14 protein-coding genes are annotated in these 16,053 nt (G+C 66.7%); 3 read left to right on the top strand and 11 right to left on the bottom strand.

Annotated features, from left to right (window positions below; translation table 11 throughout):
• The 6 genes from ACOJSN_RS04145 to ACOJSN_RS04120 all read right to left on the bottom strand — a co-directional run.
• The coding region (locus ACOJSN_RS04145) for an LLM class flavin-dependent oxidoreductase (RefSeq protein WP_420111249.1) at positions 1 to 1,096 on the bottom strand (1,096 nt) is incomplete at its 3' end.
• Between the two features lie 54 nt (positions 1,097 to 1,150).
• The gene (mnmA, locus tag ACOJSN_RS04140) at positions 1,151 to 2,257 is read right to left on the bottom strand and encodes a tRNA 2-thiouridine(34) synthase MnmA (RefSeq protein ID WP_420111248.1); all 1,107 of its coding nucleotides are present in this window, start codon (positions 2,255 to 2,257) and stop codon (positions 1,151 to 1,153) included.
• A complete protein-coding gene (locus ACOJSN_RS04135; protein ID WP_420111247.1) occupies positions 2,254 to 3,426 on the bottom strand; it encodes a cysteine desulfurase family protein in 1,173 nt (390 codons plus the stop codon). Before ACOJSN_RS04135 ends, mnmA begins: the two co-directional genes overlap by 4 nt.
• Positions 3,427 to 3,451: 25 nt before the next feature.
• Positions 3,452 to 5,014 carry a hypothetical protein gene (locus ACOJSN_RS04130; RefSeq protein ID WP_420111246.1) on the bottom strand — a complete coding sequence of 521 codons (1,563 nt, stop codon included), beginning with the start codon at positions 5,012 to 5,014 and terminating at the stop codon, positions 3,452 to 3,454.
• Positions 5,007 to 6,641: an extracellular solute-binding protein gene (locus ACOJSN_RS04125; RefSeq protein ID WP_420111245.1), complete on the bottom strand. Its 1,635-nt coding sequence runs from the start codon at positions 6,639 to 6,641 to the stop codon at positions 5,007 to 5,009. The genes ACOJSN_RS04130 and ACOJSN_RS04125 overlap by 8 nt, the downstream gene beginning before the upstream one ends.
• A 136-nt stretch (positions 6,642 to 6,777) precedes the next feature.
• Positions 6,778 to 7,701, bottom strand: coding sequence for a ribokinase (locus ACOJSN_RS04120; RefSeq protein WP_420111244.1), 924 nt, complete (start codon positions 7,699 to 7,701; stop codon positions 6,778 to 6,780).
• Between the two features lie 238 nt (positions 7,702 to 7,939).
• Between ACOJSN_RS04120 and ACOJSN_RS04115 the strand changes: the two genes are divergently transcribed.
• The 3 genes from ACOJSN_RS04115 (at position 7,940) to ACOJSN_RS04105 (ending at position 10,390) form a co-directional block, all read left to right on the top strand.
• Entirely contained in the window at positions 7,940 to 8,923 is a 984-nt protein-coding gene (locus ACOJSN_RS04115) for an ABC transporter permease (protein ID WP_420111243.1), read from the top strand.
• Positions 8,920 to 9,855, top strand: coding sequence for a carbohydrate ABC transporter permease (locus ACOJSN_RS04110; RefSeq protein ID WP_420111242.1), 936 nt, complete (start codon positions 8,920 to 8,922; stop codon positions 9,853 to 9,855). Before ACOJSN_RS04115 ends, ACOJSN_RS04110 begins: the two co-directional genes overlap by 4 nt.
• Before the next feature lie 85 nt (positions 9,856 to 9,940).
• Positions 9,941 to 10,390 carry an RpiB/LacA/LacB family sugar-phosphate isomerase gene (locus tag ACOJSN_RS04105; protein WP_420111241.1) on the top strand — a complete coding sequence of 150 codons (450 nt, stop codon included), beginning with the start codon at positions 9,941 to 9,943 and terminating at the stop codon, positions 10,388 to 10,390.
• Positions 10,391 to 10,425: 35 nt separating this feature from the next.
• Here ACOJSN_RS04105 and ACOJSN_RS04100 read toward each other — a convergent pair whose 3' ends face one another.
• From ACOJSN_RS04100 to ACOJSN_RS04080, 5 genes are all read right to left on the bottom strand, one after another.
• Positions 10,426 to 11,394, bottom strand: a complete 969-nt coding sequence (locus ACOJSN_RS04100; RefSeq protein WP_420111240.1) for a LacI family DNA-binding transcriptional regulator — start codon at positions 11,392 to 11,394, stop codon at positions 10,426 to 10,428.
• A gap of 43 nt (positions 11,395 to 11,437) precedes the next feature.
• A complete protein-coding gene (locus ACOJSN_RS04095; protein WP_420111239.1) occupies positions 11,438 to 12,745 on the bottom strand; it encodes a sulfatase in 1,308 nt (435 codons plus the stop codon).
• 75 nt (positions 12,746 to 12,820) lie between these two features.
• Positions 12,821 to 13,714, bottom strand: a complete 894-nt coding sequence (locus tag ACOJSN_RS04090; protein ID WP_420111238.1) for a carbohydrate ABC transporter permease — start codon at positions 13,712 to 13,714, stop codon at positions 12,821 to 12,823.
• On the bottom strand, positions 13,711 to 14,559 hold the full coding sequence (locus ACOJSN_RS04085; protein WP_420111237.1) for an ABC transporter permease: 849 nt from the start codon (positions 14,557 to 14,559) through the stop codon (positions 13,711 to 13,713). Before ACOJSN_RS04085 ends, ACOJSN_RS04090 begins: the two co-directional genes overlap by 4 nt.
• A gap of 161 nt (positions 14,560 to 14,720) precedes the next feature.
• On the bottom strand, positions 14,721 to 16,053 hold a 1,333-nt coding region (locus ACOJSN_RS04080), incomplete at its 5' end, for a hypothetical protein (RefSeq protein ID WP_420111236.1).

The raw sequence follows: 16,053 nt of genomic DNA, 5'->3' as shown, positions 1-16,053 counted from the left end.
AGCCTTCCGGAGTGCCGATATAGGTGGAGTGGCCTGAGCCTACGAACGTCAGTTGTGTGATCAGCTCCCGCAGCGGCAGCTCGAGGTGATCGTGCACCAGCCCGAGTACCGAGGCGCGGAACCCGTGCGTCGTACCGGTCTCGGGAAGGGCCGCCACCCGGGTCTCGCTGATCAGCTCGGCCGGGAGAGGCTGGTCCGGGTCCAGCGTGGTGAGGTCATGGTCGATCAGCCTCCCGAACCAGTCGAGCTGCTGCGCGATCCGCTCCGGGGTCTGGGCGTGCCCGCCGCCGACCTTGCGCTGCGCCTCCTCCTCGGTGGCGCCGAGCACGATGCGTAGCCCGGAGAGGTAGGTGAGGTCGTCGGCGGGGCGGCCGAACCGGGTGGCGTCGTGGCGCACCTGGGCGCGGTTTGCCACCGCAGCAGCACGTGAGAGGTCGGCGGCGAACACGCCGTTGGCATAGCGGCCCTGCAGGTCGGCGCCGTCACGCGAGGTGCTCGCGCGGATGATCGGCGGCCGTCCCTGCGCCGAGGGTGGCACACTCAGCCGTCCCTGCACGTGGAACTGGTCGCTGACGTGGTCGACCTTCTCACCGGTGATCGCCGAGTTCCACAGGTCCACGACCAGTCCCACGAACTCCTCGCCGCGTGCGTAGCGCAGTGTGCGGTCGGGGTGGGCGTCGAGCCCGAAATTGGCGGCCGCAGCCTGCGAGTGCGACGTCACCACGTTCCACGCGAGCCGGCCGCCGCTGAGATGGTCGAGCGAGAGCAGCCGCTCGGCGAGCCGGAACGGGTCGTTGTACGTGGTGGACGCGGTGAGGATGAAGCCGGGGTGTTCGGTCGCCTCCAGCAGCGCGCTCCAGGCGGTGAAGCGATCGAGGCCGTCGTGCGCGATCCCCTCGGTGGGGTTCGCGTGGGCGGAGGCGTCGCCGGAGAACACGATGTCGATCAGTCCCCGCTCGGCGAGCTGACCGACGCTCGCCCAGTACGCCGGGTCGTGCAGCGAGTACCGCTGCAGCCGCGGTGACAGCCACGCATCCGACAAGGCACCGTAGGTGCGCTGGTTGTAGGCCAGGAAGAGGTGGTCGCGATCGGTCATGATGACGACCGTGCCAGACCTCCAGCCATACTGGAGATATCTAGTCCAGTTATCTCAACATGCGGCTGCGCGAGTGTCGGCCCGCCGGCGACCCGCCTTCTCGATGCTCGCCTGCCCGAGCACTCGAGTGCCGTCGTAGACCACGATCGACTGACCGGCAGCGATCCCCCGCAGCGGTGACTCCAGGCGTGCGAGCAACGATCCGCCTTCGACCTCCACGGTGGCCGGGACCGGGTCGCCGTGCGCGCGGACCTGCACCGTGACGTCCGCGAAGGTGCCGGACTCCTCGGCGAGCCAGACCAGGTCGCCACCGGTGATCTCGTCCACGCTCAGCAGTGTGGCCGGGCCGACCACCACGCGGTTCGCGGCCGGGTCGGTCTCGACCACGTACCGCGGCGCTCCGTCCTCGGCCGGCACCTGGATTCCGAGGCCGCGCCGCTGCCCGACCGTGAACCCGTAGGCACCCTGGTGCGTCCCGACAACCGCACCCGAGGTGTCGACGATCTCACCCGGCCGCTCGCCCAGGCGAGAGGACAGGAAGCCGCGAGTGTCGCCGTCGGCCACGAAGCAGATGTCGTAGGAGTCCGGCTTGGCCGACACGCTCAGCCCGCGTGCGGCCGCCTCGGCGCGTACGGCGTCCTTGGACTCGACGTCGCCGAGAGGGAAGATCGACCGCTCCAGGCGCTCGCGCCCCATCACCGCCAGCACGTAGCTCTGGTCCTTGAGCGCGTCCATGGCGCGGTGCAGCTCGCGCCCATGCGGGCCATCCACGATGCGCGCGTAGTGCCCCGTGGCTACGGCGTCGAATCCCAGCGCGAGACCGCGGTCCAGCAGCGCGGCGAACTTGATGTGCTCGTTGCAGCGCACGCACGGGTTGGGGGTGCGGCCGGCCTCGTACTCGGAGAGGAAGTCCGCGACCACGGTCTCCTCGAACTCCTCCGACAGGTCCCACACGTAGTACGGGATCCCGAGCACGTCGGCGGCACGGCGGGCGTCGGAGGCGTCCTCGATCGAGCAGCATCCGCGGGAGCCGTTGCGGTGCTGGGCGCGGCTGCGCGAGAGCGCCATGTGGACTCCGACCACCTCGTGCCCGGCGTCGACCGCCCGCGCGGCAGCGACCGCGGAGTCGACGCCTCCCGAGAGCGCCGCGAGGACCTTCATCGCACACCAGCCCGGTTCGCGGCACGGGCACGCTCGACGACGCCCGGCAGCGTTGCCAGCACCTGGTCGATGTCGGCGTCGGTGGTGGTGCGGCCGAGCGTGAACCGGACGGCGGAGCGCGCCGTGCGCACGTCGTCGCCCATGGCGATCAGCACGTGCGAGGGCTGGGTCACGCCTGCGGTGCAGGCGGAACCCGAGGACGCCGCGATGCCTGCGGCGTCCAAGCCGAACAGCACGGCATCGGCGTCGGTTCCGGGGATCGTGAGCAGCAGGTGCCCGGGCAGCCGATCGGTGCCGGCGGAGCGGGCGCGGATATCCGGGATCGCGGCGAGCACCCCGGCCTGCAGCCGGTCGCGCAGCGTGCCGAGCCGCCCGGACTCCTGCTCCCGTTCGGCGACCGCCAGCCGGACCGCGAGCGCGAGCGCACGGGCACCCGCAGCGTCGAGCGTGCCGGACCGGACGCCGCGCTCCTGGCCGCCGCCGTGCAGGATCGGTGCCAGGGTGGCGTCGCGACGTGCGAGCAAGGCGCCGACCCCCACGGGTGCGCCGATCTTGTGCCCGGACAGCGCGAGCGTGCTCAGCCCGCTGCCCGCGAAGTCGATCGGGACGTGTCCCACGGCCTGCACGGCGTCGCTGTGCACGGGAACGTCGCCACTCGCAGCGACGACCTGCTCGATCGGCTGCATCGCCCCGGTCTCGTTGTTCGCCCACATGACCGAGAGCACAGCGGTGCGCTCGCCCGCCCGGGCGAGATACGCCGTCAGGGCATCGAGGTCGAGGACACCCTCGCCGTCGACGGCGAGCTCGGTCACCTCGGCCCCCTGGGCCGAGCCGAGCCAGTGCGCGGCATCCAGAACGGCGTGATGTTCGACGGCGGAGATCGCCACCGCGCGATGGCTCGCCTCCCGTGCGCTCGCCGCGTGGAACGCGCCGACGACGCCGAGATTGTCTGCCTCGGTACCACCGGCGGTGAAGATCACCTCGGTGGGGTGGGCTCCCAGGTCCGCAGCGATCGACTCCCGCGACTCCTCCAGCCGCCGGCGCGCCTGCCGACCCGGCGCGTGCACCGAGGACGGGTTGCCGAGTCGACGCAGATCCTCCGCGTAGGCAGCCACGACCTCGTCGCGCACGACCGTGGTCGCCGCGTGGTCGAGATAGGTCGCCGTCACGGCATACGAGTGTAGGTCGCTCTCGTCACCGATCGAGGCCTGCAGTGCTTGACGCTTCTTCGCTCTCCAGGGACAACGCGCACCGAAGTACCGGAGCATCGGGCGAGCGCTCATAGGTGATGACCGTTCCGGAGTCGCCCGCCACCGCATCCCGCAGCACCGCTGTGGAGCTCACCTGGACGCTCAGTCCCGGAAGCGACCACCGATCCTGCGCGATCTGCACGCCTGCGCCCGGGGAGAGCCCGCCGACCTCGAACGTGATCCGGTCCACATCGTCCGATACCGCGGAAACCGTGAGCGCTCGTTCGGCTGCGCGGGCCGAGATCGCCTCGGCACCGACGACGCGAAGCCAGCACAGCTGACCCTGGGAGCTCCAGTGGATCGTCGCAGGGTGATACTGCGTGCTCGCGCTGCGGGCGCTCTCCACCTCCAGACCTCCCGTCATCACACGCTCCCCCAGCCAGGCCGTGGCGACCCGCCTCGGACTGCTCGAGACGACGCGTTCGACGGTGTGCTGCGAGGACGTGAGGAGCGCTCCCGCGATGTCGGACTGGGGCGCGCGGTAGAGCATCGCCACGGGGACTCCCGGACACAGATCCCACGGTCGGGAGAGGTAGCGTCCAGCATCGGGAAACGGAGCATGCCCGCGGCCGGTCAGGCACCACAGCCACAGACCCAGAGGTCCGACGTAGCGGCGCATGTCCATGCCGTAGGACCGATCGAAAGGCCCACACATGTTGCGCAGATCAGGATGGTAGAAGCGGGCGACGTCGCGCCACATGCCATCCAGCATGATGCTGCCGGCTCGCCGCAGGAGCGCCGATGAGCCGTGCTCGGCCCAACGCGACAGGGCCAACAGGTTGATGCCGTAGTAGGTGGGCGAGTTGAACTCGTCGAACGTCTCGTGCGCCGAGTAGAGATCGAGAATCTCGGAAGCGATCTCCTCCGCCGCGGCACGCCACGTGTGTTCATGCAGCCGCACTCCCGCTGCGTCGAGAAGAAACGCACGCATCAACGCGATGTTCGTGTATCTCGCCGGCACCGCCCGGGCCAGCGTGCCGACCGCCGCCAACCGCAGAGAGTGCTCGATATCGATGACGAGCGAGGGCGGCAGCCGATCGTCGTAGTGGTGAAGAATCAGCGTCAGCGTGGTACCGATGAACTCACGCCAATTCGGATCGTAGTCGCGCCACTCCCGAGCGTCCGATGGCGGTCTGCTCTCTTCGCCGGCCCGCATCCAGGTGCCGTGGAAGGGGGCACCGGGCTCGTCGAGCTGGCGCACGATGGCGGCCCGTAGGGCACGGTGGGCTCGCTCGCCGTCACCCGGTGCGTCGCGCAGCAGCAGGCCCAGGGCGTAGTAGGCGGTCTCACGCACCAGGTGCGCCGGCCCGTCGACGCGGACGTTGGCCGAATTCTGGGCATCCGGCGACTGGTAGAGATCAGCGTCGTCATCCCATCGCGCATCCATCCAGGCCAGGGACGTCGTGGCGAGGTCACGTGGATGCCCGGTGAGCTCCTCCAGTCGCATGCCCCGCCGCCCGCTCACGTTCGGGCTGCCTCCCAGGGTCGCGCCGACCGGTTCAGCCATCGCGCGCCTCCAGTGCCGCCTCGTACTCCGCCGCGACCTCGTCGCCACCGCGCGTACGCCAGTTCTGTAGGACGTCGTCCCACGACGAGATGGGCTCGCGGCCGAGGAGCACGGAGTTGCTGGCATCGGTGATGATGGTGTTGAGCTGGCTCCCGAGTTCCGACTGCTTGGCTGAGTAGAGACCCAGAGTCGGGTCCAGCATGCCGTCCGGCACGGCCGCCGTCATGTGGTCGTGAACTCGCTGAGCAACCTCTGGCAGGTCCGGATAGTGCAGCGGCAAGGGACCCTCGACGAGGTACTGGAGTCCCAAGGCAGTCTCGCTGATGCCCCTGTCGTTCAACACCGGGTCGCTGCCGCCGCGCTCGTGGTGGACTCCCTGCTCGCCGAACTTGCGGAACAGGTGTTCCTCGGTGCCGAACGGTGCGGCCAACCAGTTGAGAACGCTCAGGAGCATCCGGACGCGCTCCGGCTCGGCCCGGCGCATCGCCGAGATCGAGTTGTTCGGGTTGCCGAGCCACACCTGCGCCGGGTCTCCGTCCGGTCCGGGGGTGGTGACGATCCCGACGTCGAAACCCGGCCCCGCAGCGGACTCGCGGTAAAGCTGGCCCATCGCAGAGTATGTGCCCTGCAGAACCGCCGCGGAGCCCTGGTCGAACCACGTCTTCCGATCCGAGTCGGCCGACCCCACGCTGTCGGGGTGAACGACGCCAGCCTCCAGCAGCCGGCGCCCGAACTCGAGCGCCTCCTTATATTCCTCGAGCTCGACGATGTGCGTGAAAGCTCCTCCCTCCAACTGCCAGGTGTTGGGCAATCCGACCATCTGCTGCAGGATCTGCAGCGGAACCGCGGCGAGCGCCCACGTGTTGGATCGCTCGTCGGTCATCTCCTGACTGGTCTGGAGCAGCTCGTCCATACTCGTCCATCCCGGGTCGACACCTCGTGCGGCGAACAGGTCGTTCCGGGTGTATGCCACCAGGGTGCTCAACACGCCCCGGGGTACCGGGATCCCGTAGATACCGCCGTTGAAGACGCAGCCACGCCAGGAGTCGGTGGGGATATTGGCGAGGAAGGGGTAGTCCGCGATCGCGTCACCGGCGAGGTACTCGGTCAGATCCTGGCACTGTGTCTCCAGGAACTGGGGCAGCCGTGCGAACGAGCCGTCGACGTTGAAGAGATCGCCGAGATTGTCGCCCGCCACCGCCGTCGCGAATCGGTCGGACCAGTCGGCGGCCGGTGTGATCGAGACCGTCAGATCCGTACCGAGACGCTCGTTGAGGCCTTGCCAGAACGCGTTACGGTCCATGGTCGGCGGCACTGGCGACACGCTGGGTACGGAGACCGTGATCGGACTGCCGTCCGAGGGCACCTCGCTGCTCACTGCCTGAGGGTTGGCGGGATAGGAGAAGTAGACGTCGGGAATGCCGGCCTCGGTACCAGCGATATCGGGCTCTCCACCCTCGAAGCGGATGTAGCTCGGAAGCGCGATCCCGGTGCTCGGGTTGGTCGGTTCAGGTCCACCGCTGCCGCCTTGGCTGCAGGCAGCGAGCGAGGAAGCTCCGACGAGCCCGGCGACGCCGAAGCCGCCGAGCAGGCTGCGGCGGGAGAGCTTGAGGTTGGTCATGGTCATGCCTTTCTCGAGGGTTGCCGCTACGTTCCATCGTTGGCCAGCGGCTGGTAGCCGTTGTGTGCAGGGCCGACTCATCGCTGAGTTCGCTCTTGCAGGTGCGTGATGCGTCTCCTTGGTAGGCCAGGTGGCCAGTCGTTCAAGCCAGGGCGTGGAGCTCAGCCGAGGGCAGCGCGGCGCGAGCGCCGACGTGTGTGACAGCACGTGCTCCCGCCTCGTTCGCGTCCCGCATCGCCTGCCGGAGATCTCCGTCCCGCGCGAGGGACGCCCCGAGCGTTCCGACGAAGGCGTCACCAGCCCCGGTGCTGTCCACGACCTCCGCCACAGGGATACCGTCGAGCTCGTGGACCAGTCGGCCGTCGGCGAGAACAGCGCCTTCCGCGCCGCGAGTCACGATGACTGCGTTTCCCAGGGTCTCTGAGAGCTGAACTGCCATCGTGAGTGGACTCGCTTGCGATGGTTGGCTCAATTGCGCCAACAGCTCGGCCGCCTCGTGCTCATTGACCACGACGACGCTCGCCAACGCGAGATCGGCGCGAGGAATCTCGACGACGGGCGCCAGGTTGAGCACCGTCGGAAGGCCCGCATGATGTGCCCGGCGGAGCACCCATCGGATCGTGGGGACCGGGATCTCCGCCTGCAGCAGCACGAGGTCGAACTCCTCCAGGTCACCGACGCGATCCTTGACCCGTTCCGGAGTCAGGGCGTCGTTGGCTCCAGGAAGCACGACGATGGCGTTGTCGCCCGCCCTGTCGACGACGACCGCCGCGAACCCGGTGCTGCCGCTGACGTGAACGAGGCCACCTGTCCCGACTCCGGACTCGCGTAGTCCCGCCACCAATCCATCGGCCCATGCATCATCGCCGACGGCCCCGCACAGGACCGAGCGAACCCCTGCTGCCGCAACAGCGACAGCCTGATTGCCGCCCTTCCCACCCTGGCTCCACTCGCCGCGCAGGGCGAGCACGGTGTCGCCGGTGGAGGGAAGGCCGGGCACTTCGAGCACCAGGTCTTGATTGACCGAGCCGACGACCAGCACCGTCGGGACGTCAGCGGGTTCCATGCAGTCAGACTCCTTCGAGCGATCAGGACAAGGATGAGGTCTACACGTGTTGCGTCATGAATGTCAAGCGTGTTGCACCATCGCATTGTTGTCGTTATGGTGCAGCAATCGCCCACGCCAACGGACGACAGTTCATGAATGCGAACTCTCCACCCGATGGCGCCTGGGTACCTGCATGAGCCATCGAACAGATGGCGACATCCAATGAAGGAGCCTGGGTGCGCACCGTGGTGAGTAGATGGCCGAGCTGAAGACCGCAGATGCAGTGACGTTGGTACCGGGTCACGAGAGCAAGCAGCGCCGAGAGCGACGGGTGACGTGGCGAGCAAGACTCAGCCGGGACCGCATGCTCCTGGCGATGGCGCTGCCCGGGTTCGCGTTGCTCATCACCTTCCAGTACGTGCCACTGGCGGGGAACGTCATCGCGTTCCAGGACTTCATTCCCTTCCTGCCGTTCGGGTCCTCGCCCTGGGTCGGACTGGACAACTTCGCCGTCATCTTCAACGGCGACCCTGCGTTCGTGAACGCGCTGCGCAACACACTGGTACTGCTACTGGTCCAGGTGGTCCTCGTGTTCCCGGCGCCGATCGTGCTCGCCCTGCTGCTGAACTCGCTGCTGTCCGAGCGCGTGAAGAAGGTCGTCCAGTCGATCCTCTACCTGCCGCACTTCCTGTCGTGGGTGGTCGTGGTCGCGATCTTCCAGCAGATCCTGGGCGGCGCGGGCATGATCAACAGCATCCTGCGCGCCAACGGCTGGGAGACTTTCTCGATCATCGGGAACTCGGACTTGTTCGTCGCCTTGATCACGTCCCAGGTCATCTGGAAGGACACCGGCTGGGCCACGATCCTGTTCCTGGCAGTGCTGTCGCGCATCGATGCCTCGCTCTACGAAGCCTCGAGCGTTGACGGCGCCTCGCGCATGCGGCAGCTCTGGCATGTGACGCTGCCAGGCATGAGGGGCATCATCATCCTGCTGCTGATCTTGCGGTTGGGTGACTCGCTGACCGTGGGATTCGAGCAGATCATCCTCCAGCAGCAAGGCGTTGGTCTGGCAGCGAGCGAAGTCCTGGACACCTACGTGTACAACAACGGCATCGTCGGCGGGCAATGGGGCGTCGCGGCTGCGGTCGGTCTCGTCAAGGGCATCGTCGGTGTCGTGCTCGTCGTCACAGCCAACAAGGTCGCCCACATCTTCGGGGAGGCAGGGGTGTACAAGTCATGACCGCCGACCAGGCCACCGCTCAGGATCGAGCCCGACGGACAGCCAAGCCCGGCCGCCGTCGACTCGACGCCCCGCCACTCGGATTCCGGATCCTGAAAGGCATCCTGCTGACCGTGATCTGTGCGGCCGTGGTGCTGCCGTTCCTCGGCATCGTCTCTACGTCGCTCGCCACTCGCGAGCAGATCACCGCCGCCGGCGGGTTCGTCCTGTTCCCCACGGAGATCAACTTCAGCTCCTACGCCTCGATCTTCGCGGGCGGCGTCGTGTCACGTGCGATGGGTGTCAGCATCGGCATCACGGTGGTGGGCACCGCCGTCGCTCTCTTCGCATCCAGCTTGCTGGCGTACGCCGTGTCCCGCCAGGGATCGTTCGGCCAGAAGCCCATTCTCATGCTCATCCTGCTGTCCCTGCTCTTCACCCCAGGACTCATTCCCAGTTACCTTCTCGTCAAGGAACTGGGACTTCTCGACTCGTATCTGGCGCTCATCCTTCCGACTGCGCTCAGCGCCTTCAACGTCATTGTGCTGAGGGCCTTCTTCATGGGGATACCCGGCGAGCTCACGGATTCCGCACGAATCGACGGCGCCGGCCACCTCACAGTCTTCCTTCGGATAGTGCTTCCGCTCTCGAAGGCTGTCCTCGCCGTGATCGGTCTCTTCTACGCCGTCGGCTACTGGAACGCATTCTTCAACGCCCTCATCTACATCAATGACCCGGGCAAGTGGCCGCTGCAGCTCGTGCTGCGCACATACGTGGTGAACAACACCGAGATCGGTGCGGCTGACCTTGGTGCGGCGAGCGAGGTGCTGCCGCCGCAGCGTTCGATCCAGATGGCCATCCTGGTGGTGACGATGGTGCCCATCCTGCTCGTGTACCCGTTCCTCCAACGTCACTTCGCCAAGGGGGTACTCACGGGCGCGGTCAAGGGTTGAGAATTGTGTCAGGGTCGGCCCTGTGCGTGTGCCAGGGCCGTGCATGCATCAGCAATCATGAGTCAGTGGGTCGAGAGGTCGAAGTATGCGTGTCGCTGTAGGTAACGACCATGCCGGTTTCTCCTTGAAGGGGCACGTGGTCAAGGCGCTCCGGGATCTCGGCCACACCGTTATTGACGTGGGAACGACCGACGACGCACCCGTGGACTTCCCGGTACAGACACGGCGGGTGACCGATGCCATCACGGCAGGTGCGGCTGACCGAGGCGTTCTGGTGTGCGGCTCCGGCGTGGGGGCGTGCATCGCAGCCAACAAGGTCGCAGGCATCCGTGCCGCAGTCATCCACGACACCTACGTGGCGCGACAGGGTGTCGAGCACGACGACGTCAACGTCGCGTGCCTAGGCGCCTGGGTGGTGGGCGTCAAGGTCGTCGATGACGTGCTGGCGGCTTACATGTCCGCCCGCTTCGACGATGGCGACGACGTCCGTCGTCGGGTATCGCAACTGGACCAGATGGATCGCGAGCGCGGCTGAGGCGGTTTCGCCGAAACGCACCGCCGCCCGGCCGGCTACTCAGCGCACCCGCAGGATCGCCGGATCTGCAGTCGGTGCGGGAGCACCATCTGCCGCGGCCCGTCGAACGGATGGAGCACCAGGCCCACGGCTACTCGTGCCATCAGTTCCACGGGCTGCACGACCGAGGTCAGCGGAACGGCCGCGTAGGCACCTGCTCGGGTACCGTCGATCGATATCAGCGCTACATCTTCCGGGCATCGCAGCCCTCGGCGAGACAACTCGCGCAGCGCCCCGATCGCCTGCACGTCGGAGGCCACGAGCACGGCGCCGACCGGGCCGTCGTCCAGGAGCTCCGCCATCGCGCTCTCACCACCGGGCGCGGTGTAATCACCGACGACCGACCGGGCGCCGGTCGGCATGACGGACCTCCAACCCTTCTCCCGCGCTCGGGCGACACCGGTGTCCGACGGTCCGTTGAGCAGACACACCTCGGTGCTCCCGTGCCCCTGCAGATGGACGGTGGCTTCGCGTGCGCCTGCCTCGTTGTCGATGCGCACGGTGGAGATCGGCACCTCGTCCAACGGGCGGTCGAGGCCCACAACGGGGATCTCCAGTGCGATGATCGGGTCGAGGATCGCGCGGCGAAGCGTGGAGACCACCAGCAGGCCGTCGACGCGCCGCTCTGCGAGCTGCTGCATGTAATCGCGGATCGAGTCGTCGGACTCACCAGCGCTGCCGACCAGCAGGGCATGGCCGCGCGCTCGTGCGGTGGCCTCGCTCGCTTGCGCGAGTTCGGCGAAGAACGGATTGGTGATGTCGGGGATCACGAGGCCCAGGGTGTCGCTCCGACCACGCTTGAGGGCGCGGGCAAGCCCGTCGCGCCTGTAGCCCAGCGCCTCGATGGCAGCGACGACGCGCTGTCTCGTCGCTGCTGCCACCGGACGAGGTCCGTCGTTGAGAACGTAGGAGACGACGGCGGGTGAGACTCCCGCGACCCGCGCGACGTCGTTCCTGGTGACCACCTCCGAATTATCCCGCATCGGACCTCGGCGAGCGGGTTGCCACTCAGGAGGACGACACGCCTGTCACGAGTGGATCGTCGGTGTCCACCATCCAGCGGTCGAGTCGTGCGCGCAGATCGTCCAGCGCCTTGCTGTACTCGGGCTCATCGATGAGATTCACGCTCTCTCCCGGGTCGCGAAGGCAGTCGAAGAGTTGCTCGTCCGGCATCTGTGGATCGAGCCCGGGGGTCGTCGCGAAGTAGTGCCTGGACCGTCCCCCGTCGACCGAACTGAGCACCCGATGCTCCTCGCCGGCACCTCGCGGGAACCGGCGGATGTAGCGGAATCGTCGTGTCCGTACCGTGCGAACTGGCAGGTAGTTAGCCCCGTGGTAGGTGATCTCGCCGAACACTTCCGCCCGGATCGGGGCCTCTGGATCCTCGAGCAGCGGTGCAAGTGTGACGCCCTGGAGCCATGGCGGCTGCGGTATTCCCGCCAGCTCGTAGACCGTCGGAAGCACATCGAGATGTGACACCAGCTGATCCACCACGGCTCCCTGCGCACCGTGCTCGCCGGTGGCGCCTGCCAGAATCAACATGACCCCGAGCCCGCGGTCGGTGGCGGTGCACTTGGCGTGCGGGAACGGGATCCCATGATCGGTGGTGACGATGATCACGGTGTCATCCCACTGGCCGGTGCGGCGGAGCGCTTCAAGTACCACGCCGATCTTCTGGTCAAGTGTCGTGACCGCGGCCGCGAAATCGGCCACGTCGTCACGGATGCTCGGCGTGTCCGGCAGACCGGAGGGAACTGCGACATATCGCCCGTCGGGCTTGCTGCCGGTGGGGCTGAAGGCGCCGTCACGATCGCTGTAGCGATGAGTCTCGAAGAACCCCACGTCCAGAAAGAACGGGGTCGATCCGACGTGCTCCAGATACTCGACGGCGGCCGTATGGGCGTTGTGGCGAGCTCCGAGGACCTGGCGGTATCCCATGGCCTGGATCTCTGCGTCGGTGACAGCCAGGTGCTGCAGGCCGGCGAGCACCGTGTCGTATCCGTGAGCGCTCAACACCGAGGCAAGGTGCCGCTCAGGATGCGTCAGGCTGTGGCCGCGATGCGCGAGTCCCAGCATGCCCGACTGGTGAGGGGACTCGCCTGTGAGGAGCGCTGCCCGGGACGGCGAGCACGTGGGGCCTGCAGCGAAGGCTTGCCGGAACACGGTCCCCTGCTCCGCGAGCTGCTGCAGATGTGGGGTGTGCACAGGAGCGCCGTAGGGCGAGATCATCCGGCCCGTGTCGTGCGAGTGCAGGTACACGATGTTCGGGGGGCGCTGGGCGCCCGCCCCGGCCACCTCGTCGTTCGTCGTGCTCACGTGATCACGCTCTCCTTGTCCTCGTAGACATCGATGCCACATCGGTCGATATGTCGGCGCCGCCCATGCCCCCGATCATCCCTTGACCGCACCGGTGAGCATTCCTTTGGCGAAGTGGCGTTGGAGGAATGGGTAGACGAGCAGGATCGGAATGATGGCGGTGACGAGGATGGCCATCTGTATCGAAGTCTGTGGTGGGAGCGCTTCGTCGCGGGTACCGAGGTCTTGGGCGCCAAGCTGTGCGTCGTCGACAACATAGGTGCGTAGTACTAGCTGCAGCGGCCACATGCTGGAGTCGGAGATGTAGAGGAGTGCGTTGAAGAAGGAGTTCCAGTAGCCGACGCCATAGAAGAGCCCGACGACGGTGAGGACCGCGCGCGAGAGGGGTGCCCCGATGTAGCGGAAGAGCTGCCACTCGGAGGCTCCGTCGATGCGTGCTGCGTCGATGATCTCGCCCGGTAGACCAACGAAGAACGCACGGACGACGATCACGTTGAACGCCGATACCGACGTCGGGATGATGAGTGCCCAGAGGCTGTTCAGCAGACCGAGCTGTTGCACGACCAGATAACTGGGGATGAGCCCGGGGTTGAACAGCAGCGTGATCAAGACGAGCAGCAGTAGCTGACGGTTCCCGAACGACCCTTTGCGTGCGAGCGCCCATCCCAGCGTGGCCGTGAGCGCGAGGCTCAGTGCGGTGCCGACACCGGTGACGAAGACACTGACCAACAAGGAGCGTGTGACGACGCCACCGACAAAGATCGAGCGATAGGCGGTGAGGTCGATGCCCTCCGGGAAGAGCACGAACCCCCCCGATCGCACGACCTGCTCGGGTGTGGCCAGACTGGTGGACACGATCCCCATGAAGGGCACGATCACCAGGCTGCAGACCACGATGAGCAGAATCCCCTTCGAGATGCTGCCGAACCGTTCTGACGCGGAGCGCCGGTAGGAGATCGGGCGGCTCATGCCTTGTACACCCCTTCCTCTCCGAAGGCATGCGCGACTCTGTTCGCTGACAACACCAGCAGCAGGCCGACCACACCCTTGACCAGGCCCACGGCTGCTGCCACTCCCCACGCGCCACCCACGATTCCGTTGTTGTAGACGAAGGTGTCGAGGACCTCACTGGCGGTACGGCCCACGGCCGGCTGCTGCAGGATGATCTGCTCGAAGCCGACCGTGAGGGCGTCGCCGAGCTTGAGGATGAACAGCAGGATGATGATCGGTCGCATCCCCGGCAACGTGATGTGCCAGGTCTGGCGGAACCTGGACGCGCCGTCCAGGCTCGCCGACTCGTACAACGCCTTGTCGATCTGCGCTAGCACCGCCAGAAACAGGATCGTCGCCCACCCGGTGTCCTTCCAGATCACCTGCGAGGTGATCAGCGCCAGGAACGCGTCAGCGTTGCCGATGATGTCGATCGTGGCAAAACCCGAGGCCCGCAACCAGTTGTTGAGCATGCCCGCACCACCGAGCATCTGCTGGAAGATCGCTACGACGATCACCCACGACAGGAAGTGCGGCAGGTACAGGATCGACTGGGCCAGCTGCCGGATCCGGTTCGACATCAAACTGTTGAGCAGCAACGCCAGGATGATCGGGGCCGGGAACACGAAGATCGTCTGCAGGGCCGTGATGACCAAGGTGTTCTTCAACGCATTCGTGAACGCCGGGTCCCCGTTGAACAGGATCTCGAAGTTCTCAAACCCCACCCAGAGACTCCGGTCGATGCCCAGGTACGGCTGGAAGTCCTGGAACGCGATGATGTTTCCCAGCAACGGGTAGTACTGGAACAGCACGATCACCGCCATACCAGGCAAAGCAAACAACAAGACGACCCTGTCGCGAAGGAGCCGTCGCCACCACGGGAAGGATCGACGAGCAGTCGGGATCTCGGGTGGCGGGCCTGCAGTCGGCCCTCCGCGCGCGCTCAGACTCACGTGCTCACTCACCTGCAACTCGGTCGCTCAGGTCACGCGCTCGCGTCACGCTCTTCCATCGATGCCATGAACTCGTCCCGGATGTCGTCGCCGCCCTTCGCCTTCCACTCAGCGACGCCATCCGCCCAGCGTGAGACCGGCACCCGACCCTGCAGGATGTCGCTCTCGAGCTCGTCGAGGCTGATCTGAGCGGCGCGGCGTGTGTTCGTCTCGCTGTAAAGGCCCTGGACCGGGTTCCGAGTCGCCGTCGGGACCACGCTCATGTGCGCATCGAACTGTGCCTGGGTCACATCCGCGAAGCCCGCCTGGTAGGTGACGCGCGGACCTTCTACGAGGTACTTCAGGCTGAGCTGGGTCTCGCTGGTTCCCTTGTCGTTCAGGACCGGGTCAGTGCCGTCCATCGTGTGATGCACGCCCTCGTCGCCGTACTTCTTGAACTCGTACTCGGCAGTGCCGAACGGCGCGGCGAGATAGTTCAGGAACTCCAGGAGCGCGGGCGCGCGCTCGACCGCCTTGATGCTGATCGCGGTGATGTTGTGGGTCGGTGGAGCGAGCCAGATCGGTGCGGTCCCGCCGCCGCCAGCCAATGGCGGGGCCCAGATCTCGAGGTTGAAGCCGTCCGGAGTCGGATAGTTGTAGAACCCGCCCCAGCCACTGAGGGAGTCGTCGACCAACAGCGTGGTCCCGTTCACCATCCAGGTCTTCCTGTCCGAACCCGGGGCGCCGAATGCGTCGGGGTGGACAAGACCTTCCGCCACGAGCTTGGAGCCCGCCTCCAGAGCTTCTTCCTGACCATCGGCCTCGTACGACCGCACCAGAGCTCCATCCTCGAGCGACCACTGGTTGGGAACGCCGAACATCTGCCGGAGGTAGGTGAGCGGGACCTGCCCGAGCGCCCAGACGTTCGAACTCGGACTGTTGAGCTCACGGCACAGATCCAGGAACTCCTCCAGTGACGCCGGAGGCTCGTCGATCCCCATCTCCGACAGGATGTCCTGCCGCGAGTAGAAGGTCGCGCTGCTCTGCGGCCCACGCGGCACCGGGACGCCGAAGATCTTGCCGCTGAATACCGTGTCAGCCCAGTTCTCGGTGAGGATGTTCGCCAGGAACGGATAATCGGCGATCGCCCCACCGGAGAGGAACGGTGTGAGGTCGGCAGCCTTCTCGTTGAGTACGGCCGGCAGTGAGGGCACCTGGCCCGTGAAGATGGTGAAGAGGTCGGGAAGCTGGTCGCCCGCCACGGCGGTCTGGAACCGCTGCTCGAAGTCTCCGGTCGGGACGATCTGGACGTCGAACCGTGCCCCGATCCGCTCCTCGAGCGACTGCCAGAACTGGTTGTTCGAGCGTGCCGGTGGTGCCGGCGTG

The sequence above is a fragment of the Pseudactinotalea sp. genome, from assembly GCF_048594945.1.
Classification (GTDB): domain Bacteria; phylum Actinomycetota; class Actinomycetes; order Actinomycetales; family Beutenbergiaceae; genus Pseudactinotalea.
Note: the sequence above shows the minus strand (reverse complement) of the source record. Positions and strands in the feature narration are given on the sequence as shown.

What these genes read in the sequence shown, in the direction of transcription:
- mnmA (WP_420111248.1), bottom strand. Translation starts at nt 2,257, where the DNA reads ATGAAGGTCCTCGCGGCGCTCTCGGGAGGCGTCGACTCCGCGGTCGCT.
- ACOJSN_RS04130 (WP_420111246.1), bottom strand. Translation starts at nt 5,014, where the DNA reads ATGGCTGAACCGGTCGGCGCGACCCTGGGAGGCAGCCCGAACGTGAGC.
- ACOJSN_RS04125 (WP_420111245.1), bottom strand. Translation starts at nt 6,641, where the DNA reads ATGACCATGACCAACCTCAAGCTCTCCCGCCGCAGCCTGCTCGGCGGC.
- ACOJSN_RS04120 (WP_420111244.1), bottom strand. Translation starts at nt 7,701, where the DNA reads ATGGAACCCGCTGACGTCCCGACGGTGCTGGTCGTCGGCTCGGTCAAT.
- ACOJSN_RS04115 (WP_420111243.1), top strand. Translation starts at nt 7,940, where the DNA reads ATGGCCGAGCTGAAGACCGCAGATGCAGTGACGTTGGTACCGGGTCAC.
- ACOJSN_RS04110 (WP_420111242.1), top strand. Translation starts at nt 8,920, where the DNA reads ATGACCGCCGACCAGGCCACCGCTCAGGATCGAGCCCGACGGACAGCC.
- ACOJSN_RS04105 (WP_420111241.1), top strand. Translation starts at nt 9,941, where the DNA reads ATGCGTGTCGCTGTAGGTAACGACCATGCCGGTTTCTCCTTGAAGGGG.
- ACOJSN_RS04090 (WP_420111238.1), bottom strand. Translation starts at nt 13,714, where the DNA reads ATGAGCCGCCCGATCTCCTACCGGCGCTCCGCGTCAGAACGGTTCGGC.
- ACOJSN_RS04085 (WP_420111237.1), bottom strand. Translation starts at nt 14,559, where the DNA reads ATGGCGGTGATCGTGCTGTTCCAGTACTACCCGTTGCTGGGAAACATC.